The organism is Prosthecobacter sp. (genome assembly GCF_044378005.1).
Classification (GTDB): domain Bacteria; phylum Verrucomicrobiota; class Verrucomicrobiia; order Verrucomicrobiales; family Verrucomicrobiaceae; genus Prosthecobacter.
This window is the reverse complement of record NZ_JBILYB010000041.1, coordinates 18633-43887: the sequence shown is the minus strand read 5'-3', so window position 1 is coordinate 43887 and position 25255 is coordinate 18633. Positions and strand designations below refer to the sequence as shown.

At 59.9% G+C, this 25255-nt stretch carries 23 protein-coding genes; 7 read left to right on the top strand and 16 right to left on the bottom strand.

Translation table 11 applies throughout. The annotated features are described in order from the left end of the window. From AC6FTP_RS10560 to AC6FTP_RS10520, 9 genes are all read right to left on the bottom strand, one after another. Positions 1–368 (bottom strand): DnaJ domain-containing protein (locus AC6FTP_RS10560; RefSeq protein ID WP_497206879.1); only part of this gene is annotated, 368 nt, incomplete at its 3' end. A gap of 36 nt (positions 369–404) precedes the next feature. Next, the gene (locus tag AC6FTP_RS10555; RefSeq protein ID WP_497206878.1) at positions 405–1013 is read right to left on the bottom strand and encodes a nucleotide exchange factor GrpE; all 609 of its coding nucleotides are present in this window, start codon (positions 1011–1013) and stop codon (positions 405–407) included. Positions 1014–1101: 88 nt separating this feature from the next. Then, the gene (locus tag AC6FTP_RS10550) at positions 1102–2547 is read right to left on the bottom strand and encodes a PP2C family protein-serine/threonine phosphatase (protein WP_497206877.1); all 1446 of its coding nucleotides are present in this window, start codon (positions 2545–2547) and stop codon (positions 1102–1104) included. Positions 2548–2625: 78 nt separating this feature from the next. Further along, a complete protein-coding gene (locus tag AC6FTP_RS10545) occupies positions 2626–3174 on the bottom strand; it encodes an STAS domain-containing protein (RefSeq protein ID WP_497206876.1) in 549 nt (182 codons plus the stop codon). A gap of 118 nt (positions 3175–3292) precedes the next feature. Further along, positions 3293–3787 (bottom strand): hypothetical protein, encoded by a 495-nt coding sequence (locus AC6FTP_RS10540; protein ID WP_497206875.1) that lies wholly within the window; start codon positions 3785–3787, stop codon positions 3293–3295. 139 nt (positions 3788–3926) lie between these two features. Next, positions 3927–5627 (bottom strand): tetratricopeptide repeat protein, encoded by a 1701-nt coding sequence (locus AC6FTP_RS10535; RefSeq protein ID WP_497206874.1) that lies wholly within the window; start codon positions 5625–5627, stop codon positions 3927–3929. 155 nt (positions 5628–5782) lie between these two features. Continuing rightward, the gene (locus AC6FTP_RS10530) at positions 5783–5887 is read right to left on the bottom strand and encodes an AURKAIP1/COX24 domain-containing protein (RefSeq protein ID WP_497200784.1); all 105 of its coding nucleotides are present in this window, start codon (positions 5885–5887) and stop codon (positions 5783–5785) included. A 36-nt stretch (positions 5888–5923) separates the two neighbouring features. Then, positions 5924–6808, bottom strand: coding sequence for an ATP phosphoribosyltransferase (hisG, locus tag AC6FTP_RS10525; RefSeq protein WP_497206873.1), 885 nt, complete (start codon positions 6806–6808; stop codon positions 5924–5926). Positions 6809–6903: 95 nt separating this feature from the next. Further along, positions 6904–7938, bottom strand: coding sequence for a quinone-dependent dihydroorotate dehydrogenase (locus AC6FTP_RS10520; RefSeq protein ID WP_497206872.1), 1035 nt, complete (start codon positions 7936–7938; stop codon positions 6904–6906). A 97-nt stretch (positions 7939–8035) separates the two neighbouring features. Between AC6FTP_RS10520 and AC6FTP_RS10515 the strand changes: the two genes are divergently transcribed. From AC6FTP_RS10515 to AC6FTP_RS10505, 3 genes are all read left to right on the top strand, one after another. Then, entirely contained in the window at positions 8036–9178 is a 1143-nt protein-coding gene (locus tag AC6FTP_RS10515) for a vWA domain-containing protein (RefSeq protein ID WP_497206871.1), read from the top strand. A 195-nt stretch (positions 9179–9373) separates the two neighbouring features. Continuing rightward, complete coding sequence (locus tag AC6FTP_RS10510) at positions 9374–10054, top strand: response regulator transcription factor (protein WP_497206870.1); 681 nt, start codon at positions 9374–9376, stop codon at positions 10052–10054. Positions 10055–10176: 122 nt separating this feature from the next. Then, on the top strand, positions 10177–12204 hold the full coding sequence (locus AC6FTP_RS10505; protein ID WP_497206869.1) for a sensor histidine kinase: 2028 nt from the start codon (positions 10177–10179) through the stop codon (positions 12202–12204). 3 nt (positions 12205–12207) lie between these two features. Here AC6FTP_RS10505 and nadA read toward each other — a convergent pair whose 3' ends face one another. After that, entirely contained in the window at positions 12208–13149 is a 942-nt protein-coding gene (gene nadA / locus AC6FTP_RS10500; RefSeq protein ID WP_497206868.1) for a quinolinate synthase NadA, read from the bottom strand. A gap of 69 nt (positions 13150–13218) precedes the next feature. Continuing rightward, positions 13219–14802 (bottom strand): TonB-dependent receptor, encoded by a 1584-nt coding sequence (locus AC6FTP_RS10495; protein WP_497206867.1) that lies wholly within the window; start codon positions 14800–14802, stop codon positions 13219–13221. A 150-nt stretch (positions 14803–14952) separates the two neighbouring features. Here AC6FTP_RS10495 and AC6FTP_RS10490 point away from each other — a divergent pair, with 150 nt between their 5' ends. Next, positions 14953–15540, top strand: a complete 588-nt coding sequence (locus tag AC6FTP_RS10490) for a hypothetical protein (RefSeq protein ID WP_497206866.1) — start codon at positions 14953–14955, stop codon at positions 15538–15540. Here AC6FTP_RS10490 and AC6FTP_RS10485 read toward each other — a convergent pair whose 3' ends face one another. Beyond that, entirely contained in the window at positions 15541–17193 is a 1653-nt protein-coding gene (locus tag AC6FTP_RS10485) for a CocE/NonD family hydrolase (protein WP_497206865.1), read from the bottom strand. A gap of 103 nt (positions 17194–17296) precedes the next feature. Between AC6FTP_RS10485 and AC6FTP_RS10480 the strand changes: the two genes are divergently transcribed. Next, positions 17297–18922 carry a hypothetical protein gene (locus AC6FTP_RS10480; RefSeq protein WP_497206864.1) on the top strand — a complete coding sequence of 542 codons (1626 nt, stop codon included), beginning with the start codon at positions 17297–17299 and terminating at the stop codon, positions 18920–18922. 1 nt (position 18923) lies between these two features. On the opposite strand, the gene AC6FTP_RS10475 is transcribed toward AC6FTP_RS10480, so the two are convergent. Beyond that, positions 18924–20333, bottom strand: coding sequence for a neutral/alkaline non-lysosomal ceramidase N-terminal domain-containing protein (locus AC6FTP_RS10475; RefSeq protein ID WP_497206863.1), 1410 nt, complete (start codon positions 20331–20333; stop codon positions 18924–18926). 42 nt (positions 20334–20375) lie between these two features. On the opposite strand from AC6FTP_RS10475, the gene AC6FTP_RS10470 reads away from it, so the two are divergent. Continuing rightward, complete coding sequence (locus tag AC6FTP_RS10470; protein WP_497206862.1) at positions 20376–21563, top strand: Gfo/Idh/MocA family protein; 1188 nt, start codon at positions 20376–20378, stop codon at positions 21561–21563. Here the strand turns inward: AC6FTP_RS10470 and AC6FTP_RS10465 are convergent, their stop codons facing one another. Both AC6FTP_RS10465 and tsaA read right to left on the bottom strand, forming a co-directional pair. Then, positions 21564–22415 (bottom strand): phosphotransferase, encoded by an 852-nt coding sequence (locus AC6FTP_RS10465; RefSeq protein WP_497206861.1) that lies wholly within the window; start codon positions 22413–22415, stop codon positions 21564–21566. A 24-nt stretch (positions 22416–22439) separates the two neighbouring features. Continuing rightward, a complete protein-coding gene (gene tsaA / locus AC6FTP_RS10460; RefSeq protein ID WP_497206860.1) occupies positions 22440–23114 on the bottom strand; it encodes a tRNA (N6-threonylcarbamoyladenosine(37)-N6)-methyltransferase TrmO in 675 nt (224 codons plus the stop codon). Positions 23115–23211: 97 nt separating this feature from the next. On the opposite strand from tsaA, the gene AC6FTP_RS10455 reads away from it, so the two are divergent. Further along, the gene (locus AC6FTP_RS10455) at positions 23212–23961 is read left to right on the top strand and encodes a hypothetical protein (RefSeq protein ID WP_497206859.1); all 750 of its coding nucleotides are present in this window, start codon (positions 23212–23214) and stop codon (positions 23959–23961) included. An 8-nt stretch (positions 23962–23969) separates the two neighbouring features. On the opposite strand, the gene AC6FTP_RS10450 is transcribed toward AC6FTP_RS10455, so the two are convergent. Next, positions 23970–25232 carry a DUF1552 domain-containing protein gene (locus tag AC6FTP_RS10450; protein WP_497206858.1) on the bottom strand — a complete coding sequence of 421 codons (1263 nt, stop codon included), beginning with the start codon at positions 25230–25232 and terminating at the stop codon, positions 23970–23972. Between the last annotated feature and the right edge of the window lie 23 nt (positions 25233–25255).

The window sequence follows — 25255 nt, the reverse complement described above, 5'->3', positions numbered from 1 at the left end:
CCACCGCCACCGCCTCCACCACCACCGAAGAAGCTTTCGAAAACGCCTCCGCCACCGCCGCCGCCGAAGACCTCGCGAAAGATATCGAAAGGATCGTGGAAACCACCGCCACCACCAGCGCTCGGCCCGCCCATTCCACCAGCAAAGGCGGAGTGACCGTAGCGGTCATACGCGGCGCGCTTTTGATCGTCGCTGAGAATGTCGTAGGCCTCGCCGACTTCCTTGAATTTGTCCTCGGCGGTCTTGTCGCCGGGGTTTTTATCCGGGTGAAACTTCACCGCGAGCTTGCGGTAAGCCTTCTTGAGCTCGTCCGCAGAGACATCGCGGGAGACACCGAGGACTTCGTAGTAGTCGCGTTTTTCGGGCATCGTGTTTGGAATCGAAAGTGGGGATTGAGTCTGGAATTACGCTTCGACAGGTGCGGCAGGCGCTTCGGGCGCAGGCGCGGCTGATACGATGACGCTGGCCGCGCGCAGGAGGCGGTCCTTTAGACGGAATCCGCGGCGAGTGACACGCAGCACGGTGCCTTCGGCGATGTCTTCACGCACTTCCTGGGAGACGGCATCGTGAAGATTTGGGTCAAAAGCTTTGCCAAGGGCCTCGACCTCCGTCACGCCCATGTCACGGAGGAAGTCGGCCATTTGACGCTGCACCATGCTCATGCCCATGAAGATCATGGACTTCTCCGACTCGGCACGGGCGGCCTCGATGCCCATCTCAAAGTTATCCATGATTGGAATGAGGCTGCGAAGCAGGTCCGCATTCGCGTAGGCGCGGGCTTCCTGGGCCTCACGGGCAGCGCGCTTACGGAAGTTGTCCAGCTCGGCGGCATTGCGGTAGGCGAGGTCTTTCCACTGATTCACTTCGGCCAGTGCGGCCTCCAGCGGATCAAGGGGTGGGGTTTCAACCGTTGCCTCGACAGAAATATCGGCTGCCGGAATGGCTTCGGGCTGGGTCTCGGGGGTGGGACTCGGCTCGTTCATGTTTTTGGAGGGGGCTTTTTTGAAAAACAAGGGGGTAAGGGGGCGCGGAGTATGGGACGGTCTGGCGCGCAATCAAGCGGCGAGCAGGGGGACTACGTTACCCAGGATCTCCGATCAGCTACGCTTTCTGCAGCACGACGAGCGTGATGTCGTCATGGCCTCGACGACCTCCGCAGAACTGGTCCACTTCATTGATGAGGGCGTCGATCACAGCCTGTGGCCCCTGTGGGGCGATGGCTGCGAGCATTTTGTGGATACGCTCCTCGCCAAATTCCTCACCTTGGGCGTCCATGGCTTCGTTCACGCCATCCGTATAAAGGAGGAGGGTGTCGCCCGAATCGAGTCGGAACTCGAGATCCTTGGTCACCCGTCCAAAGACAGCGCCTTTGTCGATGCCGACAGCGAGACCGCCGCTGTTGAGGGTTTCGATCTGACCGGACTGTTTTCTCCAAACAAGCGGGCGTGTGTGCCCAGCACGGGCAAGCCGGATACCGCCGCCATCAGGTGCGATCATGAGGTAGATCATGGTGATGAACATGTCCTCACGGATATCAGGGTAGAGCTGTTGATTCACAGCCGCGAGCGTGGCTGCGGGAGCACTTCCGCAACGGGCGCTGAAACGGAGCGCGCTGCGGCACATAGCGGTGATGATGGCGGCAGCCGTACCCTTGCCAGACACATCGGCGATGACCACGCCAAGACTGCCATCGGTGAGTGGGATGTAGTCGAAGTAGTCTCCGCTCAGAACCTTGGCGGGAATGTTTCTGCCAGCGATGCTGTAGCCGGGAAACTCAGGCGAGCTCTCGGGGAGAAGGATGCGCTGGATGTCACTCGCACTGCGCAACTCGGCTTCAATCTGCTTTTTCTCGGCGGCGGCCTGATGCGCCATCGCGTTCGCGAGGGCAAAGGCGCATTGCTCGACGAGCGAGCGAAAGACCTCGAAGTCATTGGCGCTGAAATGGCGGATGCCCTTCGGGGCGGTGACGGCGAGGACGCCGAGTTTTTTTGTGCCCGAGTTCAGCGGACCGATCATGACCGTCGTGTCGGCATGAATGCTGCCGCCATGGCCGCCGATGCGGGACTCATCCGCCAAATCTTCAATGATCTCGACCTTCTGGCTCTGAAAAATGCTGCCCACCAGACCTTCGCTGGCACCGATGGAATGCAGGCGCAGGAAACTCAGCAGAGCGGTGCGGTTTGAGCGCGCCATGCTGGCGATGCGCTCAGGCAGACCGACGAGCGGGACACACTTATCCGAATGATGGCGCGGCACGAGCGAGCGCTCTGCACCATCAAGCAGGTAGAGCGCGCCGCCCGTGCTCTCCATGACACGCACGGCCCCCTCGACGATCAAACGATACATGGCCGCCTGGCTGTCCTCACGCGAGATGGCCTCCCCTAGATCGTGGAGAAAACTGAACATGCGCCGCTCCTCCTCCACGATGGCCTGCTCTTCCTTGAGCAGGCGCGTGATCGCTTCATTCTTCTCTTTCGCCGTGCGCAGCAGCAGGGCGAGCACTGCCACGAGCAACAAAACGAGGAGGACTATCAGGACGGTGTTCATGCATGGGTGCCACGGGACGAGCGGGTGATTTTCGAACAACGGAGAAGGCGATTCTCCGGCGGCGTCCCGATGGCTTGATCAGGAGGTGGCAGCAGCGAGCGCGGGCTGTCCTCCTGAGATGAGTTCCTTTTCCAAAAAATGAATCACGTCGCGGAAGCGCGACTGGTTCTGACGGCTGACATCCGAGAGCACCCGGTGGGCGGTGAGGACATGCTCGGTCTGCTCCTCCTTGCATGTGGCCCCATTCTCCACGCAGTCGGAGAGTTCGGCGCAAACAGCCTTTCGCTCCTCTGGCCAAAGAGTGCCTGAGATATCGACATCAAGGATGTGATCCAGCCCCAAGTCAGTGAGCAGTTGCTGATTGCGCGCGTTCGCATTCAAAACGCTGAGACTGCCTACCCCCTTTTCGAGGAGGTTGAGCGCCGTGCATGTGAGCGTGCCCAGGAAGGTGGAGTCCATCATCGGGCAGTGCTCCAGATCCACCACGAGATCCTGGGTGCCCTCCTCAAGCACTGTCTGAAAGGCTCGCTTCACCTGGACGGAATTTTGAAAGCTGCCGCGTCCCTCCACGCGAAGCCAGAACACTTTGCCTATCCGGCCGACGAGTATGGTGGGGGCAGCAGGCACGGCGGGACAATGGGCTATAAGTCAATTCGCTTGTCCGATCCAACCGGATGCGCTTCTACGCACTGTCGGAAAGCAAAATGACTGTAAGAAATGGTTTTCATCGCGAACCGGGGCTGACTTAATTCCAGAGATAGGATGCCTTGCTCACAAGCTCTTCCTTCCCACGCATGAGGGTGACGCGCCAGGATGTGACTCGTCCATTGGTGTTATATTCATCTCCCGTGACTTGAAACTTCGTCGTGTTCCAGCGGCCCACGTCGTCGATGGTCTCCTCCAGCACTTTGGTGGTGAGGCCGTTGTTCGCCTGACGATATTCGAAACGAACGGTCACGGGCTGGGAGCGGTCGTCCACCTTCCAAAAGATGGAGTAGTAATGCCCTCCTCGGTCCATCACCTCAGCTTTCGTCACCGCTCCGAAGAGATGATGCTGGCGCTCGAAATTGATGGCCGGGTCCACCACGAGGATGGGCTTGGTCGGCACGAGATGGTAGTAATTGACCTTCGTGATCCTGCCCCCATTGCCGACGACGGCTGAAGAACAGGAAATGAGCGTGGAGGCCGTCACTGTGAGCGCCAGGAGGCGGAGGAGAATGCTGCGTGATCCAGAAGTCATGCGTGGGGACCGATTATCAGAGCGTAGTCCGCTCTGTCAACGTGTGGAATGACTATCTCACGCAATCCCTCTGCGGGTGGACTTCCCTCCAGAGATCGGCCCCTGCCACTCCTTGAAGGAGGTTATCTGTCCCGGCGAGCTACGGCGTCGCCTTCAAACCTTCCTCGATCCGCTGGAGCAACTTCGGATCGGTGGGCTTCATGTCGCGGGCCTTCTGGAACCATTCGCGGGACTTGGCTTTGTCGCCGAGTTTCACATAAGTCTGGGCGATGTGCTCAATGATCTCGGCATCGTCAGGTTCGGGATTCGTCAGCAAAGCAAGTGCGCGCTGGAGTTCAGCGAGAGCATGGGCGTAGTCGCCCTTTTTGAAATGCCACCAGCCGAGGCTGTCCACATAGGCGGCCTTGTCGGGCTGGAGTTCGTTGGCCTTGCGGATGAGTTCGCCGGCCTTGTCCAGATAGCGCCCGAGTTCCAGCCACATGTAGCCGAGGTAGTTCATCGTGTTTGCCACATCCTCGATCTCGTCCTTCGGCGTGAGCGTGATGGCCTTTTCAAACATCTTCGCAGCTTCATCGTGCCGACCACTGCGCTCCAGCGTGATGCCATATTGGAAAAAGAAGCGATGGTTCACCAGTTCCGCCTGACCGGTCTCCGCCATGGCTGCCGCACGGCAAAAAGACTCGATGGACTTCTCCCAGCGCTGCAAACTGCGCTGCGCAAAGGCGGCGTGTAGATGGAAGACCGGATTGTCTGGATACAGCTTTGTCGTGCGCTCGCAGAGCTGGATAAGCTTTTCGTAAAGCTGGGATTGAAGCATGAGCTGGCCAAGCGCCTGATACTCGCTGGGATCGCCACCTCCGATCTGGATGGCGGCCTCCAGGTGGGGCACCGCCCGATCCCACTGCTCTCGTGATTCATAAGCCTGCACGAGCAAGCGCCGCTGCTCCACATCTTCGGGTGCATCCTGAACGATCTTTTCCAGCACGGCGAGCGCCAGATCCTTTTGCTCATTCGCTTCGTAGAGGCGGTAAAGAATCTTCCTCGCCTGCAAATTCCCCGTCTCCGTAGAGATCTGCTCGCACAAGGTGCGTGCGAGATCGAGCTGGTTGGACAGCACATAATACTGCGCCACTTCAAGACGTGAAGGCTCGCCTTTGGCACCGGTGGCCGCATTGGTGAGTGCCTTCTGGAAGAAGAAATTTACCCGCTTGGTGTGCTCATCCTTCATCTCGATCTGCGCCAGTGGCCAGATCTCCTGGGCCGCGCGTCCGAGTTCCAGCCAGTAGTTCGGGCTCTTGATCTCCAGCTTCGAAGCCTGATCAATGACCTTCAGCGCGTCATCACGTTGGCTGAGGCTCAGATGATGCCTGACGGCAAAGCTGATCACCTCCGCCCGACGAGAGAAACGAGTGACCGCCTCCCCCATCAACTGACGCGTGCGGTCACGCTCGAACGGATCATCCGGCACATAGGTGCTCAGAAAGCGGATCAAGTTCAGATACACCGCAGGCTCGTCCGGGCGGGAAGCTTTGGCCTTTTCAAGAACACCCACCGCCTGTTCACGACTCTGATAATGATAGGCCAGCTCGGCGGTGTGAGCCGCGAGATCGGGATTCGCAAGATCGACCTTCAGCACCTCCAGGTAGTGCTGGAGTGCCTCACGCATCTTGCCCGCACTTTCAAATTGAAGCGCGGTCGTAAAATGTGCCATCGCCTCGGCCAGCGCCGCTCCTTCGGCCCGAAGCTCGAGATTCGCCGGCGGTTGGGTGGTGATCTTTGGCAGGGAAAGGTCTGCCCGCGTCAGGATCTGCGGTGATGCCAGCCCATGAGAAACAAGCACGCCTGAGAGGGCGAGCCAAAGGCATGAAAAATTGGGCCGAAATCGCGCGATCATACCCGACAGAAAAGTGAGTCTGAATGACATAAAACCTCCGCCAGTGAATAGACAAAATCGATTCACTGGTCGGAGGCAAGTCATGCGCGCGAGGCTAGCTCTTACGACTTGTAGCGCAAACGCTTCTTGTGACGGTTGGCGCGCATGCGCTTCCGGCGTTTGTGCTTGTTGATCTTAGTCTTACGGCGCTTTTTGAGCGATCCCATGTGCGTGTGTCTCGGTTGTTTCTAGTGATGTCCGGTTTAATGGACGATTTTGTTCAGCGGGTACTCGACGATGCCTTCGGCACCCAGTGATTTGAGTCGGGGGATGATCTCCCGCACGACAGATTCGGCGATCACCGTCTCCACGGCCACCCAATCGGGCGTGGCAAGCTGGGACACGGTGGGCGAGCGGGCGCTCGGCAGGGTCTCCACGACCTTCTGCAGGGCACTGGCAGGCACATTCATCTTGAGGCCGACCTTGTCGCGCGCCTCCAAAGCTCCGCGCAGCAGCAGCACGAGAGTCTCCATTTTTTCACGCTTCCATGCGTCAGCAAAGGCAGGCTTGCTGGCGACGAACTGCGGATAACTCTCCATCAGGGTGTCCACGATGCGTAGCTTGTTCGCACGCAGGGAGCTTCCCGTCTCAGTAATGTCCACGATGGCGTCCACGAGTTCGGGCACCTTCACTTCCGTGGCACCCCAGCTGAATTCCACCTCGGCCTTCACGCCGTGTTTCTCCAAATAGGCCTTGGTCATGTCCACCGCTTCAGTGGCGATGCGCTTGCCTTCGAGATCCTTCACCGACTGCACCGGAGAATCATCCGGCACCACAAGCACCCAGCGAGTGGGCTTCGATGTGGCCTTCGAGTAGCGCAGGTCTGTCAACACTTCGACATCGGCATTGTTCTCGGCGATCCAGTCGCGGCCAGTGATGCCGCAGTCGAGAAAGCCATGGTCCACATACCGGCCGATCTCCTGGGCACGCAGCAGGCGTAACTCGAGCTGATCATCGTCCACCGTCGGGCGGTAGGAGCGGGAGGAAATCACGATGTTGAACCCGGCGCGCTTGAAGAGTTCAAGCGTCGGCTCCTGGAGGCTGCCTTTGGGCAGTCCGATTCGGAGAGTGTTCTTGGGTTCAGGCATGGGGGGAGAAAATGGGCGCGCAGAGTAGCGGGGTTTGGCCGAGTGCAAAGGGGAATTTGCCCTCTCTGAACATCACTTCGTCGCACACCGGCGAATCACCGCACCCCGAGCGTGCCTTCCAGGACATGTCGGATGAGCCCCGGACCACGATACACGAGACCGGAATACACCTGCACGAGGGAAGCTCCAGCCTTGAGCTTCGCCTCTGCATCCGCGCCACTGAGGATGCCCCCCACACCGATGATCGGTGTCTCTGGCCGCAGAAGCATGCGGAAAGCCTGAATCACCAGCGTCGAGCGCTCCGTCACCGGAGCACCACTGAGTCCGCCGGCCTCCTTTTCCAAAAGATGCCCCGCAACCGCTTCGCGACTGATCGTGGTGTTCGTGGCAATGACCCCATCCACAGCCAGCTCATTGAAGACACGTGCCAGCGCCTCGATTTGCGCCCCATCCAGATCCGGGGCGATCTTCACCAGCATCGGCACTTTTTTGCCATGCTCCTTCTGCAAAGACGCCTGCTCATTCTTCAGCGCCGACAGCAGTTGCCGGATCGACTCCTCCGCCTGCAAGTCGCGCAGCCCCTTCGTATTTGGCGAAGAAATGTTCACCGCGATGTAATCCGCCACCGGATACGCCGCCTTCAGGCAATAGAGATAATCATCCACCGCCTTCTCATTCGGCGTGTCGAAGTTCTTTCCAATGTTCACGCCCACCACGGCCTTCGTGCGGCGCTTCTCCAGTCGCTTCACCGCTGCGTGGATGCCGGGATTGTTGAAACCCATGCGATTGATCAGCGCCTCATGCTCCGGCAGGCGAAACAGACGCGGCTTCGGATTCCCCGGCTGCGGGCGTGGCGTCAGCGTGCCCACTTCCACAAAACCAAACCCCAGCGCCGCCCATGCTTCCACAGCAGACGCCGACTTGTCCATGCCCGCCGCTAGCCCCAGCACATTCGGAAAACGCAGCCCCAGGCAATCGATGGGCGCACAGCGTGGCAGCTCGTCTGGCTTCAACAAACCCAGCGCATGGGTGATCCGCATCATACGCGTCGTCCATTCATGGGCGCGTTCGGCATCCATTTTGAAGAGCCAGGGTTTCAGCGCGGGGTAGAGGGCAGACACGAGGGACATGCCTTTCCGAAACGCGGCCCGGCGGGAGTGTCAAGAAGTGTCCTTTTACACCGCGTTTACAGACGCAGATGGCGGTGTGACGCAGGCTCGAGGTGCTATGAAAGCATACCCCATCCACAAACTCGCACTCAGTCTCATCGCCTCAGCCTCGCTGCTCCACGCGGCAGAGCCGGTCAAAGACACCCAACTCAGCGCTGACGAATCGCTCGTGCAGCTCGCCATCCTGCTGGATACCAGCAACAGCATGGACGGCCTCATCGAGCAGGCGAAGAGCCAGCTCTGGAAGATCGTCAATGAGTTCAATGACGCCAAGCAGGGCGACAAAAAGCCCGTCGTGCAGGTCGCCCTCTATGAGTATGGCAACACAAACCTCAGCGTCGGCACGAACTACATCCGCCAGGTCCTGCCCTTCACCCGCGACCTCGATAAAGTCAGCGAGCAGCTTTTCAAACTCACCACCAATGGCGGCGACGAATACTGCGGAGCCGTCATCCGCGAGGCCATCGACAAGCTCGACTGGGACAAGAACGGCCAAACCTACAAAGCCGTCTTCATCGCCGGCAACGAGCCCTTTGACCAAGGCCCCATCAAGCCCAACGACTCCTGCAAGACCGCCATTCAAAAAGGCATCGTCGTGAACACGATCCACTGCGGCAACCGCGCCGAAGGTGAAAACAGCGGCTGGCGCACGGGCGCTGCATTGGCCGAGGGCCGCTTCCTCACCATCGACCAGGACAAAGCCGTCGTTCACATCGAAGCCCCTCAGGACAAGGAGATCACCCGCCTCAGCATCGAGCTAAACCGCACCTACGTCACCTATGGCAAAGACGGCGCACGCGGCATCGCCAATCAAACCGCGCAGGACAGCAACGCCTCCAAATACGAGAAGGCCGGAGCCGCCGTGCAGCGCGCTTTGACGAAGACCTCCAGCAACTATAAGAACAGCACCTGGGACCTCGTCGATGCGACCAAAAAAGACGGCGTGAAGCTCGAAAGTATCCCCGCCGCCGAACTCCCCGAAGAACTCAAGCCCCTCGCTCCAGGTGCACGTCAGGCCTACATCGACCAAAAAGCCGCCGAACGCACCAAGCTCCAGTCCGACATCAGCCGCTTAAACGAAGAGCGGAAGAAATTCGTCGCCGAGAAGGCCAAAGAAAAAGGTGCCGAAGCCACCCTCGATAACGCCATCAGCCAGGTCGTCCGCGAACAGGCCGCGAAGAAGGCGATTGAGTTCAAATGAGGCAGGCAAAGCCTGCCGATACCGTTGACAGTGGTTTACAGTTGTTGACGATGGTTGACGGTTGTTTGTCCAATCCGTCCCCGTCGTCAGCAACCACTGTCAACAACCGTCAACAACCGTCAACAACCGTCAACAACCGTCAACAACCGTCAACAACCGTCAACCATCGTAAACCACCGTCAACGGTTCCCCACAATGCCCACTCTCCTCGTCATCGAAGACGACAGCGCCATACGGCGTGGTGTGTGTGATGCGTTGCGCTTCGCCGGGCACACGGTGCTGGAGGCGGCGGAGGGAAAGGCGGGCATGGAGCAGGCTCAGCGTGCCAGCTTTGACCTCATCCTGCTGGATCTCGTGCTGCCGAACTACAGCGGCTTTGAGATCCTTCAGGCCGTGCAGGAGCATCGCCCCGGCACTCCCGTGATCATCCTTTCCGCTCGCGGTGAAGAGGCCGACCGCGTGAAGGGCCTGAAACTCGGAGCCGATGACTATGTCGTAAAACCCTTCAGCGTGCGGGAGCTGCTCGCCCGGGTCGATGCCGTGCTACGCCGCTCGCCCGAGCGACCCAAGCCCGTCCAGCAGCTCCCTTTCCCCGGCGGCACCGCCGATCTCGCCCGCATGGAGCTGCGCTTCGACGATGGCACCCGCGCTGAGATCTCCGAGCGCGAATCCAACCTGCTCGAATACCTCAGCGCCCATCGTGGCCGCGCCATCGCCCGCGATGAACTCCTCCGCCGCGTCTGGCGTCTCGAACCCCAGCACACCGAGACAAGGACCATCGACATGCACATCGCCAACCTCCGCGCCAAGCTCCGCGATGCCGACGCAGCCTTCCTCCTCACCGTTCGCGGCAAAGGCTACATGCTGGCGCAATGACGAATCACGAAGCCCGAATGACGAAAGAACTCCCAAATCCGAAGCCCGAAATCAGCGGGCCTTTTTCGTCATTCGAGACTCGTCATTCCTTCGTCATTCGGTTTTAGTCATTCGTCATTCCCATGCTCCCTCGCTGGCTCCTCTTCCTCACCTGCATCGCCGTTTTCGGCGGGGCGATGGTGTGGATCAGCACGCGGATGCTCGATCTCGAAGAGCAGCGCCGCAGCACCGCTGAAGACGCGCAGGTGCAGGAAAAAGTGCGACTCGCTCTGTGGCGCATGGACTCGCTCACCAGCGCCCTTTTGATTCGGGAGAACTCTCGCCCCGCCTGGCATTATCAGGCCTTCTACGCACCGGATGACCTCTTCGCCAGCAGCACGCAGAGCATTCCGAAAGGCCAGGCGCTCATGCCATCGCCCTTGTTCGGCAGCCTGCCAGAGCACGTGCAGCTCCACTTTGAAATCGTGTCAGGCTTTGCGTGCAGTCCACAGGCACCGATGGGCCAGCAAAAGGAGCTCGCATCGAACTGGTATGCCACCAGCCCGCAGACAGGCCAGGCCACGGAGAAGCTCCAGAAGCTCGATGTATTGCTCAAAGGGCATCCCGAAGTACAGACGACAGTGCCCGCGCTCAGCAGCACTCCCATTCCACAGCCAAAGCCCGCGCCACTGCCGGAAGAAAAAGCCAAGACCGCCGCTGTGGAGATGCCTCAGAAGCTCGACCTCTCCATCTCCAACGCCATCGAGCAGAACCAACGCGCGCAAATCTTTAACAAGAACCTCGTCACCGAGAAAACAGAGAACTATAAAACGCCTCTGAAGAAGACCGCCCCCGCACCCAAGCCTGCGGCGAAGACAGAAATCGCCGCAGCCGAAAAGCCCGTCAGCTCGCTGCAAAAGGTCAAAGACCTCTACCGCAGTTCCACCACCCGAGGCGGTGCCCGCCCTGCCGATGCCGAGTCGATGAGCGATGCCATCACCGCCGCCCCTTCAGCCCCAGGATCACCAGCCGCCGCTCCAGCTGCCGCCGCGCCCTCCATCGTTCTCGCGGAAGCCCCCGCACCCGCTCAGCGCCAATCTTTGCCCGCACTTGCTGGCGATCTCAAACCTGTGTGGGCTGACAGCGAGCTCCTTCTTGTCCGCCAAGCCCGGCTCGAAGGCATCTCCCGTCTCCAGGGCGTGTGGCTGGACTGGCCGCAACTCCGCACCAGCCTCATCGACACCGTGCGCGATCTGCTGCCCGAGGCACAGCTCATCCCTGTCTCGCCCGCCACCGCCAGCACAGATGCCACCGCGCTCGTCACCCTGCCCGTGAAGCTCGTCACCGGCCGCGTGCCCATCTCTGCGCTCGACTTTGGCTCCGCCCTGCGCCCCGCGCTCATCATCGCCTGGAGCTGCCTCATCGCCGCCGCGCTCGCCATCGCCTTCGTGCTGCATCGTGCCATGCTTTTGAGTGAGCGTCGCGGAGCTTTCGTCTCCGCCGTCACGCATGAGCTGCGCACCCCGCTCACCACCTTCCGCCTCTATTCCGAAATGCTGGCTGACGACATGGTGCCCGAGCCGGAGCAGCGAAAGGAATACCTCACCACCCTCTGCGATGAATCCACGCGCCTAATGCACCTCGTGGAAAACGTCCTCTCCTACTCCCGCATCGAACGTGGCCGCACCGCCGCTCGTCTGGAAACCATCAACGTCGGCGATCTCCTCCACCGCATCGAGCCCCGCCTGCGTCAGCGCGCCGATATGTGCGACCTCGCCTTGAGAGTCGAGATTGCCCCCGCCGCCATCGCCGCCAGAGCCCAGGTCGATGCCCTCGCCGTGGAGCAGATCCTTTTCAATCTCACCGATAACGCCTGCAAATACGCCGCCCCAGACTCCGCCCCGCGCGAGCTTCATCTCCGCCTCGAAGCCGAAGGCAAGCACCTCCGCCTCCTCTTCCGCGACTTCGGCCCCGGTCTGTCCAAACAGGCTTTGAAGAAGCTCTTCCAGCCCTTCGCGAAATCAGCGACGGAGGCGGCGCACAGTGCGCCGGGTGTTGGTCTTGGTTTGGCGCTCAGTCGTCGCCTCGCCAAGGAGCTTGGCGGGAGGTTGGAGCATGAGCGCAGTGCCGGACGTGGTGCCTGCTTCTGCCTCACGCTGCCAAAGCGCTGAGCCTCACTTGCTCAGCTCCAGCATCCGCAGCAGCGGCTTTTCGGCACGGGCGCGGAGGTCTTCGGGCATCGTCACCTGGGGGGAGAGATCGCGCAGGGCGTCGTGCAGCTTTTGCAAGGTGTTCAGCTTCATGTAGCGGCAGTCGGCACAGGCGCAGTGGCCGGTGGGACCAGGGATGAACTTTTTCCCCGGCACCTCGCGCTCTAGGCGATGGAGCATGCCGCTTTCAGTGACGATGATGAAGGTGTTCGAAGGACTGTTGCGGCAGTAGCCGACCATCTTTTCGGTGGAGCTGACTTCATCGGCTAAGATGCGCACGGCATAAGTACATTCGGGGTGCGCCACGACTTTGGCATCGGGATACTCGTCTTTGATGGCCTGGATGCTGTCGCGGGTGAACTCGACATGCACGTAGCAGGCACCTTTCCAGAGATCCATCTTCCGGCCTGTCTGCTCCATGACCCACGAGCCGAGATTCTGATCCGGCACGAAAAGGATCGGGCGATCCTTCGGAGCGGCTTCGACGATTTTGACGGCGTTGCCGCTGGTGCAAATGCAGTCGCAGAGGGCTTTCACATGACCGCTGCAGTTGATGTAGGCGATGACGTAGTAGTTCTTCTCCGCGTTGGCCTTGAGGAAGGCCTCAAGCTGCGGCCCCGGACAGCTTTGCTCCAGCGAGCAGCCGGCATTGGCATCTGGCAAAATGACCGTCTTCGCGGGGTTCACGATCTTCGCGGTCTCGGCCATGAAATGCACGCCGCAGAAGGCGATGACATCGGCGTTCGTCTCCTTGGCCTTGTAAGCCAGCCCGAGGGAGTCGCCCACGTAATCGGCGATCTCCTGGATGTCCCGCGTTTGATAATTGTGCGCGAGAATGACGGCATTCCGCTCCTTCTTGAGGCGGAGGATTTCAGAAACCAGGGAGGGTGTGGCGGTGGCGACCATGTCTGCATGTAGCGGAGAGCGGCGGCGGCTCAAGCGGGAAGAAGCCACTGCCCTGCGCTTCCCCCAGACTCAGAATTCGCGACGGAGGCTGAGGATGACGCGGTGCTGGTCATCATTGTCTTCATTGAATTGGGCAATGAAGCCCTGCCAGCCGAGTTTGACCTGCGTTTTGGCATCCAGGGCATAGCGGAAGCCGAGGGAGCCCATCTGCTGATTAAAACCGTAGTTGCCATCGCTGTAGATGCGCTGGGAGGCATAGGCGAGATCAAGATGGAGCTTCGAGGTGATGCGTTGGTCCAGGTGAAGATCGATGCCGACGTTGGTGCTTTCGAAGTTCAGGCCGGTGATGTTCGGGGAATCGATATACTCCATGAAGAGGCTGCTGGAGAATTGTCCGCCCTCCCAGACCTGGCCGGTGAGGCCGTAGTTGGCATAGTGTGCCCGCTCGTAATTCCCACCAAGCACGAGGATGCGCTCATAACCGAGTGCGAACTCATGGCTCCACTTATCATTCAGCCGCTGAGAAAGGGCTAGCGAGTAGTAGGGCATGGCATCGTCCTCCTGCGGAATGGAATCGTCGTCAAAGATACGGTGGGATTTGGAGTCGTAGTGCTGGCACCCGAAGGCAAATCGCACACGTGTGTCCTGCCTTGGCGTCCATGTAGCAAACAGACCAGCATTCATGAACTGAGCAGGGTCCGCGTCGTCATCACCCAAGGAGAAAAAAGGGAAACCGAAGACCACCGGAGATTCAAAGCCGTTGTCGGGATTATACCAGTTCCAGGCCCCCTCAAAACCCAAGCTCAACGTGTCCGATTGCTTGAATGCCAGCTCGGTCGAGATCGTGTGCTGGTCGAAATTGGCACCGCGCCAGTAGCTGCCGTATGCGCCATCGATGTCGTAGGTCTTGGTGAAGGTGTAGTTCAGGGTCCAGGACCAGCGGTCGGTCAGGTCCATCGTGGCGGCGAGCCCGAGGTCGTTTTGGAACATGCCAAAATAAGAACGTGCACTGACACGGTCGTAAGCGGTGAGGTGCAGTGCGCCGAGATCGACATCATACGCGAGGCTCGTGCCTGGCAGCAGGAAGAAGCCAAACTCATCGGACCAGTATTCGGAGTCGATCTGATCATTGCCGCTGATCCAGTTCAGCCCGAGTCCACCGCTGAAGGTGAAGCGCTGCTCCGGGGAAATCTGGTAGCTGCCGTCCCACAGCAGACTGGGGGAGAAGACCACGCCGCCTTTGCCGGAGTTGACCACACTGTTGTATTCCGTCTGGAACTCGACCGCCATGCCAAGGGTGAGCCCGTCTTTGTTCTGGATGAAGGGCGCGGGTGCCTGCTCGCCGAAGCAGAAGGGGGAGAACCACTTTCTACCGAGCTGGTAAGGGCCGTTGAAGCCCGTGATGTCAGCGTTCATGCGCTCGGAGTCAGCGGAAAAAATCTTGAACACCTCCGGGCGGGAGAGCTCGCGGCTACGGTCCAGGGCTTGGCGGTCATCGCCGAGGACATCGCGTGCTTCATCGGCATGATCAGCGTCACGGGCACGCAGTTCCTGAAGAAAGGAGGCGCTCAATGAAGGGGCTATACCCACTTGAGCTTGAGCCAAAGTCGCGCTGAGACCGAGTAAAACAATGAGGCGGGGGAGAGTTGCCATGGAGGCCCCCCTGCCTATCAACCAAATTCCCACTGGCAAGCAGAAGCTATCCATTCTGCTTTTTTGAGTGACCACAACCAGGCCCCGGCACACATATGTTTGATGTCGAAGGCCAAAATATGCGTTCCATGTGATCCGATCCCTCAAGCCATGCCAGCCTACTTCCACACCGCCCTGCTTTCGTTTCTCCTTTTGTTCCTGCCTTTCGCCCGCGCCGACCAGTTCGTGCTCTTCGATGTCACCTTCACGTTCACACAAGAGGACGCGCTGAACTCGAAGCCCAGCCAGTCGCATTACTATGTCAAAAGCGACCGGCTCAACGCGGAGCGACCGAAGGACTGGACGACGCCGGTGGATTACCGCAACGGCACGGTGCATCTGCGTCTCGAAGTGCTCGAAAAACCGGTGGGTGACCAGCCCACGTCGTGGAGCGTGTGCTACATCCCCTACAAGGGCCAAAACCACGGTTACGGCTGCATAGGCACCGGTGCGTATTCAAAGACAGGCGTGATCGAGAAGGATCTCTTGATGACCACCTTCTGGCAGAACAACGACATCATCTGGAGCGAGGGCATCAAGGAGATGCACCTCGTGCTCAAGGACGACAAAAACCTCCACGCCCACAAGCGCCCCGATCCCGAGAAGTTCTTCCCCACGAAGGTGCGCATGACGCTGATCCAGGTATCCAAGGGCTCGAAGTACGATCCGAAGGATCTTCCGAGCGGCACCAAGCCCTGACTACTTCATCGTCGGCAGGATCACGCGTGAGGCGTGTTTGGCATCATGCCAGATGGTGTTGATCGCGGCGGTGCCGGGCTCAGTGACGAAGTGGGTGATCGGGCTGCCGGTCTGCGTGTTTGGCTCAAAATACGGCGCACCGGTGCTGGCGATAGTGATGCGCACTTGGTGCCCCTTGTTGAAGATGATGCTCACCCAGCCGATGTCCCAGGCGAGCTTCGTGACCTGGCCAGGCACGAGTAGCTTCTGATGATCGAAGCCTTCGTGATAACGCGCACGCAGCGGGTAATCGACCAGCAGGATCGAGCGGCCATCGGGATACACATCGGTCACGCGCAGAACGAAGTCGGTGTCCTTCACCGTGGAGGAAACGAAGACCTCGGCCTTGATGCGTCCGGTGACTTCGAGCGGCTCGGTCAGCACATCGCTGGTCCAGGTGCGGACCTCGGCCTGCTCTTCAAAGGCACGCGCATCCCTGGCTCCGGGGAAACCAACGGCATTGAGAATCATCGGGTGTGCAGGATCACTCGCATACGAGGTGCTGGCGCTTGGCGCGGAGGGCTTCTTGGGGGTCAGCTTGCCATCAGGTTGCAGGAACCAATCCGCCGCCGTGCTCGCAGGCAGGAAGTCTTTGGCCTCACGCCAGACATTACCAGGAGCGCCAACTTCACCGCATGCACCCATGACGTAGTATTTCACGGGCATGTCTTTCTCGATGCCGTTGTCCTCGCCTTTGAGGTAGTGATTGAACCACTTCGTCATGTGCGGATACACATCGAAGAAGGCATTCTCCGGGAACACCAGTTCTCCGATCTTGTTCGACTTCGGATAGCCGCCATGCAGCCAGGGACCAATGATGAGCTGCTGCTGCCCGCGTGAGTTGGGTCCGCCTTTCTCATTGCGCCCGATGAAGCTGGCGACACTGCCCTGGCACATGAAATCAAACCAACTGCCGATGGTGAAGCAGGGGTAGTTCATCTTGTCGAAATGCAGCGAGGCATCTTCGTCCTTCCAGAAGTCGTCATAATCAGGGTGCTGGTCCCACTCACGCAGCATGGCTTCGTTGTCCTTGATGTCGCGCGCTACGGCACCGCCTTTGATGAAGCGCTGCGGCTTCGTCGCGCCACCGATGCGGTAGCCTTCGTGATACAGGCTCAAGCCGGTGTCCGTCATGTATTGTGCAACGAGATGCGGCGGCTGGGTCACGGCGAGATAGTTCTGCGCGTAGCCAGCCTGCGACCCACCGTAGGTGCCGATCTTGCCCGTACACCAGGGCTGCGCAGCGAGCCACTCGCACACGTCATAGCCATCGCGCAGCTCGCCCCATTGCAGACCGCGATAGCCGCGATATACGCCCTCGCTCAAATGCGTGCCGCGATAGTTCACCAACGCGATGACAAAGCCGCCCTCGGCGAATTTGGCGGCGGCTTTGCGTGATCCAGCGCTGGAAATGTCCGCGTAGCGTTGCTCGAAAATCGCGGGCCACTTCTGGTTGCCTGCGGGAAAGAAGACATAGGCCGAGAGGCGCTTGCCGTCGCGCATCGGGATCATGATGTGCTCCTCGCGCACACTGCCAAAATCGATCTTGGGAAGATCAGCGGCAAGCAGGGATGCATGAACAGCGAAACACGATAAGAGCAGGAGAATGCGCATGAGAGCGATACGCCAGCGCTTGGGAGTGCCTTGCTGCCGTTGACGATAAGTTCGCCTCCATCATCGGCTGAAAGGATCAGCACCAAGGTGCCGACTGCCATGGATGAAACGAAGAAACCTGCTCGTCACCCTCGCCGGACTGCCTGCCACCGCGTCTCTGCCGCCAAGTGGCGCGGCATCGAGCACCACGGGCCGCGAATTGGACAATCCGTATGCCGAGGTGGACTGGGACACCTGGGATTGCCTGCATTCGATGTCCCATCAGCACCAGGGGCAGACCGATGCTTCGCGAGATGGCTTTTTGGAGATGGGCTACCGGCATCTCGCCTTCAGCAACTACTACCCCTCGGCGCCCACCTACCCGTTGCCCGCCAACTATCTGGCAAAGCATCCTGAAGTGATCGCCGCGCCAAATGCGGAGCATCATTCGTTCACCGATGCCGGGCTGCATTTCAACGCGCTCGGCAGCCTGCTGGCCACCGGATACGGCAGCAATGTCAGCGCCAAGGAATGCGCGATCTCGCCCATCGTGCATCGCTTCGAAAATCTCGAAGTCTTTAACACCGAACGGCCCTGGCTCGGCGTGTATCGGCTGGATGTGCGACTCTCCGCATCCGAGGGCAAACCCACCGCCCGGCTGACGATCGAAGGTGCCAATGAGTGCGGATTCCGCGAAGGATTCAGCGACAAAGGCCCGATTTGCGATCGTGAACTGCCGCCGGGCAATCACACGCTCTACCTGCGCACCACCGCTACGAGCGTTGAAACCAAACTTGTGTTCGACACGGCCGCGCTCAGCGTCACGCAGTATCGCTTGATGCAAGGGGCCAACCGCCCGTGGCGCGATGTCTTCCGCGCCGCGCTCGATGGCGAGATGATCGATGGCAAACGCAGCGGCGGCCTACTGCATGGCGATGACGGCGGTCTCACGTTGAATCATCCGACCGGCAAGCTGGCGGACTATGCACCGATGCTCGACTTCGACCCGCGCGTGCTCGGTATCGAGGTGTGGAATCAGCTCACCTCCGGGTTCGGCTCCAGTCGAGGCTTCTACGATCACAGCGGTGAGCCGAACCTGCACTTCTACCAGCTCTGGGATGACATCCTGCGCACCGGCCGCCGCTGCTGGGGCTTTTTCGTCAAAGATCACAACACCTTCGGTCGTGGACGCAACGTGCTGCTCGTGCCGAAGCTCTCCGCGCTACCTCCTGCCGAGCGCGAAGCCACCGCATTGCGTGCGTATCGAAAAGGAGCCTTCTTCGGCTCTGTGGCATCACTCGCAGCGAGCGAGAACGCCGAAGTCGTCGCACCGTATGATCGCAGCGACTTCCGCTTCAGCCGCATCGTTGTGCAAAACAATAAACTCCAAGTCGCCGTCGCAGGTAACGATCCCGCCAAACGGCCCAAGGTGCAAATCCGCTTCGTTACCGATCAAGGCATCGCCAGCATCGTGGATGGCGCGGAGGCCGAGTTCCCGCTGAAACGTAACGCCAGCGGCCAACTCGTGGCTCAATTCGTCCGTGTGGAGGCCTTTGCGTATCCAGAAACGCATCTGCAAGGCGACCCCCTCACCGCCGAAAGACTGCGTGGCATGAACGTCCACGACATCTCGCTCCTCCACGATCAAAAAGCCCTGCGAGGCTCGGCCTTTGCCAGCACCGACCCCGCGCTTCGCACGCCGATTCCCATCGTGGACATGATCTTCTCACAGCCGCTGCGGCGCGTGTGAGTCACCGCACTTTTTCCAGCATCTCCAACGCTCTCGCGGTAATCTTCACCGAAGCCTCGCGCTCGACGCGGTTGGTGCCGAGCCAGGTCTCGTAGCCGCCGAGGTCGTGATGTTTCGGCGTGGGCAGGTAGCCTTGGCTGCCGTTGGCGAGTTCGATGGTGAAGGTGTCTTTAAAGGGGCTGCGGGCTTTGAGTTCGAGGCCGATCTCCGTGAAGACCTCGAAGGGGATGGATGCGATGCCGAGGTCGCCGATGCGAAAGGCCTGGATGACGGCTTGAATGGTGTCAGGCTTCGCATCGCGTGCGGCGAGCGTACGCTCGGCGTAGGGCTGCTCCAGGCGGTGCGTGGGCGTGGCGTCTTTGGGTTTGGCGAGCACGCCTTCAGCCCACGCGATCATCTCCGGTGTGGGACGACGCACGGCGAGTTCCAGATCACTCGCGGCTGCTTTCAAAGGCACCCAGTCTTGATGTTTCAGTGTCTCGCGCACACGCAACACCTCCTGCGCGAGGTCGCCGGCGACGAGTTTGATCTTCTCGTAAGGCTCTCGCTTCACGGCGGGAGTTTTGCCACTGTAGTCGTTGTTGTTCACGTCACCACAGGGACCATTGGCAAGGATGCCGACGCAGGGTGCGCCGACCTTTTCTTCGATGCGACGACAGAACTCGCCGAAGTAATCCGCCGACAGATCCTCTTTGTTCACGCCGCCGACGTAATGCAGCCAGTAGTTCGCCATGAGCGCGATCTGGCGTCCGTCGATGGCCTGCACAGAGAGGCAATAGACCTCAGGGTTCGTCGGTCCGGCAGGACCGGCGAGTCGTGAGCGCAAGAGGCTGCTGGGATTCATCACCGCGCGATCTTTGCCACCAAACGGGTTGTCGTTTGTGACGCCTTCCTTCAGTAACCAGCGGCGATTAAAAACGTGCTGCGGAACCTGTCCTGAACCCCACGCGATGCGGGCAGGCTCCAGGTTGTTCAGCGCACGCCGCACGCCATCCACCACGCGCGAGATGATGAAGCTTCGGTAATCGAGCGACGAATCCTTGTTCGTGATCGCCGAGACACTGGAATGCGTATGCGTGCCGGAGAACATCATGTTCGACACCGGGATGCCCGTGGCGGCCTCGAGATTCTTCTTGGCCTCGTCCCAAACATCGCGCCCGAGTGAAATCGTGTCCGCCACGGCAAAGGCGAGCTTCGTGGTGCCATCATCGAGCACGAGGCAGCGCACATGAAGCTCATCATGCACATGGCTCGCAATCGGCCGTGGGGCGAAGTTTCCCACGATCTCCATGCCCAGCGGCGGCGTGATGTTGCTGGTGGCCGCGCCTGCTTTGAAGACCTTGTCTTGCGCTATGACGGCAGCAGGCAGATTGATGAGAGCAAAGACGGAAAGGAGTGCGGTGATTTTCATGCGATGCCAAACCAACGCCTCCCGGCTCGTATTCCATTCACCATGACAACCACCACCCGACGCCAACTTCTTCTCGGCAGCACAGCATGGGCCGCCACGCACGCGCTTCATGCCGCCGATGCCACGAAGCTCAAAGCCGCCATCATCGGCCACACTGGCGCGGGTGATTATGGTCATGGCATTGAGCGCCTCTTTGCAGGCCTGCCAAATGTGAGCGTCGTCGCTGTCGCCGATCCTGATGATGTCGGTCGTGCGAAAGCAAAGGCTGCCTGCGGCGCGGCACGAGACTACGCCGACTACCGCGTGATGCTGGAGAAAGAGAAGGCTGACCTCGTCGCGATAGCACCACGCTGGGCCACGGAGCATCATGCGATGTCGATGGCGGCTCTGGAGGCTGGGGCTCACTTGTATTTGGAGAAGCCCTTCACCATCACCCTCGCCGAAGCGGACGACATTCTGCGACTCGCGAAGTCCAAACAGCTTCGCGTCGCAGTCGCTCATGTCACGCGCATGGCTCCGAGTGTGCTGCGGCTGGAGAAAGCGCTGCGCGAGGGCCTCATCGGTGACTTGTTGGAAATCCACACCGTTGGCAAGATGGGTGCGCGAGCCGGTGGGCAGGACATGATGGTGCTCGGATTGCACGTCTTTGATCTCGCGCGGCTCTTTGGTGGCGAGGTGCAATCTTGTCAGGCACGCATTCGACACCAGAGCAAAATGGCAACGATTGCCGATGCCGAAGAATCACCCACTGACAAAGTCGGGCCGGTGGTCGGTGACGACATCTTTGCGAGCTTCGCGATGGACTCTGGCGTGAACGTCACCTTCCGCAGCCGCGTGGGTTTGGAGAAGGCCGCCGGTCCGTTCGGCATGGAGATCATCGGCACGCGCGGCATCGTGCGGCTGCTCTCCGGCTTTGCACCCACGATCTCTCTGCTCACCGATCCGAACCGCACGCCGACCACGCGCAGTGAGTCATGGCTCGACTGGACAGGCGGAGTTGATCCCGCCACCGAGACCACTTTTGAAGGTCTCACCGGCTACGATGCGTCGCATCGCCGTGTCGTGCGTGACTGGCTCCAGGCCATCGCGGAAAACCGCGAGCCGCTTGGCTCGGGAGAACGCGCCATGAAGGCCATCGAGATGGCGCATGGTGTTTTCCAGGCTGGCATCACGGGTGAACGTGTCGAGTTCCCGCTGGTGAAGCGCACGCATCCGCTGATCGCCATTTGATCATACCTTCTCCAGCCACTCGATGCGGCTTCGCAGTCTGCGCTGCCGTTCTTCATTTGGATTCGGATACAGGATGGGATACCACGCCGTCATCACCGCTGCTCGTCCGATGAGGCTTTGGTGCAGCCCTTCGTCATTCACAGGACCATAAGCATCGAGGATCGCCTTCACTGTGGCCTGATCTTCATCGAGGAGCTTCGCATTCCAGATGATGGATGCCACATCCCACTCGACCGGACCGGCGAAGGTGTCCTCCCAGTCCGTCCATAGCAGGCCGCGAGTCGTGTTCATGAGGTTGCCCATGTGGGCATCGCCATGCAGCGGCTGATGTGGGTGGTTGCTCAGAACTTCGATGGAGGTCGTGAGATGATCCCGCAGCATCTGCTGCGTCGATTTCGGGAAAAGCTCCCGCTCATCAAGGATGGAGAGACTCTCGGTGAGGATCATCAGCTTTGGCAACGGCTCCGAAAACCGACTCATGATCTTGTGGCACTGACGCAGCGTGTGGCCGATCTCGCACGGATAAGGCTCTTCATCGATCCTGGTCACGAACTCCCAGAAATTCAGCGGATAGCCCAGATGCTCACGAGGGCCCGGCGGCAGATCGGGATGCAGAGGGATCGTCGGTGCTCCATGCTGCGTGAGATGCTGGGCGATGGCGTTTTCCCGAGCAAACCACTCCGTGCCCTGACGCGGCCCTTCTGTGTCCTGCACCACGCGTGCTACGAGCGTCTCTGTGAGCCGCAAAACGAGTGTGCTGGCGTTTTGCAGGATGTCACAGCGGTCCGGCGTGATGCCGTGGGCGATGGCGGTTTCCACGGCGGCGCGGATGGGGAGGTCAGTCGATGACATGATGCAATAATCAGCCTTTGCTCCTCAGCCGACAGGTTCGCAACTTTTCACCCTCGCGCCTTCCTCTTTGGACAGCCACTTCACTCGCCATCCCGAGATCTCTGTCGCGTATTCGCGATCATTATCATCGTGATAAGCCGGTTGCGGCTGCTGGGCGAGGGATTGATCGATGATCCGCCGCACATCGTCCGGCACGTTGCTTTCACACTGCCACATCACGGAGACTGTCTGCGGCGGTGTGTCCGCAAAACCACTGCGAGCCTCGGGGATCGAGTCTGCGTAGCGCACATACGGCTTGATGTCGAAAATGGGCGTGCCATCGACGAGATCGACGCCGGAGACGAACAGACGCGGTGCCATTTCGCCATCGAGTTCCACTCGATCTAGCTTCACGACACTCAGCGTCAGACGATTCGGACGGAAGGGCGAGCGTGTGGCAAACACGCCTCGCCGCTCATTTCCCCCAAGCCGGGGAGGACGAACCGTCAGTGCGGTCGGCTCTTCATTCACTAGATGGAATTGCGTGATGAGCCACAGATGGCTGAATTGCTCAATCCCGCGCACGGCTTCGGCGCGTCGATACGCTGGCTCAAACTCGATCACTCCCCACGCGCTGGGCACCAGCCCTGACTGGCGCGGCACGCCAAACTTGTCGGTGTAACAAGTGCGCAATGTGGCAATGATGTTCAGTGATGGCATGAGGCATGTAGGACGAAGCAGCCGATGCGGCAAGGTTGATTTGAGTGACGGATATTGACCTTGCGGAGGCTTCCGTTAGCATGACGCCACGCTTCTCATGAACTCACTTTCATCTCCGCGTTCCCACTCGACACGTTACTTCTATTCCCTGGCGGCGCTTCTGCTGCTGGTGATGACGGCCATCGGTTTCCGCCACTTTTACTTCGGCGGTGGAGCCTATCCAGGACGTCCGCTGACGCCGCCGATTCGCACCTTGCTCATCGCCCACGGCATGGCGATGACCGCGTGGATTCTGCTGTCAGTGGTGCAGCCTTTTTTGATCGCGGGCAGGAATCGAAAAGCACACATGATGCTGGGCCGCATCGGCGCGGTGCTGGCTCTGGCCATTTTTTTCCTCGGATGGAAAACAGGTGTGGCGGCGATCAGTGTCATGCCTCCGGAGATGCGTCTCTTTGGACTCGCGCCAAAGGAGTTCCTCACCGTGCCGTTGTCGAGCGTCGTGGCATTTCTCATCTTCGTGATCATCGGTGTATGGCAGCGGAAGAGGCCCGAGATTCACCGGCCCATGATGCTGGTGGCCACGCTGGCGATCTGCTCTGCCGCCATGGGCCGCATTGAGGTGCTCAACTCCTGGTATGCTGGAACTTCGCTGGAGGTCTGGTTCACCGCGTTTCTCTCGACCATCCTTGTCGGCATCCTGCTGCTGGCGATCAAAACAGCGTTGTCGAAAGCCTTGGATCGCTGGCTGGCAATTGCCGTGGGTATGCTGGCGGTGTTTTCTGTGGCGAGTGCGCTTCTGGCAAAGACGGCGGTCTGGGATCAATTTGCAGCATTCCTGCTGCGTTAGCGGCAGCATTATCCCCGCTTCATTTCCAATCCCGTCAGCGTCCCAGTGCTCGTACCGAACTTGCCGGTTTCGATGCCCATGCGCTGGAGCATGTTGACGTAGAGGTTGCACAAGGGCGGCGGATTATTGGGATCGAAGGGCAGATGCTGGCCGTGCTGGAAGCCGCCACCGGCAAGGAAGACGGGGAGATTCTTCGTGGAGTGGCTGCTGCCGTCGCCTAGATTGCTGCCGAGGAAGACGGTGGTGCGGTCGAGCAGGTTGGAGTCGGCTTCCTGCGATTGTTTGAGCTTCGTGAGCAGGTCGCGCACGGTCTTCATGGTTTCCTCCTCGACGATCTTGAGCTGCGCGAGCTTGCTGGGGTCTTTGCCGTGATGCGACAGATCGTGATGACCGAGTGACACGCCTTCAATCGGCGGGGCGAAGGTGGAACCGGCGAGCATGATGGTGATGAGCCGCGTGGAGTCGGTTTGCAGCGCGAGATGACTGAGGTCAAAGATCAGGCGAGTGCGGCCGATGAGATCAGCAGCGTTGGGGATGTCCTTGGGTGGCTCGACGTTCACCTTGGGCTTTGGTTTCTTCGCCCAGCTTTCGTCGTTGACCATGCGTTGTTCGAGTTCGCGCACACTGGTGAGGTATTCGTCGAGTTTGTCGCGATCCTCGCTGCCGAGACCGGAGCGCAGAGATTTCGCCTGATCGCTGACGTCATCAAGGATGCTGCGACCGTCTTCGAGACGGCGCAGTTGGTCCTGCACATCGTCAGCTCGGCCTTCGAGGAACAAGCGGGCGAAGACTTTGGAAGGCGAGTTGTCGGCAGGAATCAAGGCACCTGTTCGAGTCCAGGACAGGCCACCAGAGCCCTCACCTGACAAAGCGAGGCTCGGAAACCGTGTCTGCGTGCCGATGTGATCGGCGGCGAATTGATCGAGTGAGATCGCATTCCGAAAGCCCGGCCTGCCCGCGCCCGGCGCGCCAGTGAGGAAGCTCGCAGATGCCTGATGCGCGAAGCTCGAACCCATGCCCGCATGAGCCAGCCCGGAGATGACCGTGAACTCGTCACGGAAGTCCTTGAGGATGTCGAGGTAAGGCGAAAGCGCGTAGTCCTTGCCCGATTGTGTGGGGAAGAAGTTGTCGGGATGCAGCCCGAGCGGTGCGCAGATGCAGATCATGCGTCGTTTGGACTGTTCGACCGCGCCAGCGGCGAAGATGTCGAGCCATGGCAAGGCGAGCGAGATGCCGGTGGAGCGGATGAATTGGCGGCGGTGGATCTTCATGGGTGGGTTCAGGATTACCGATC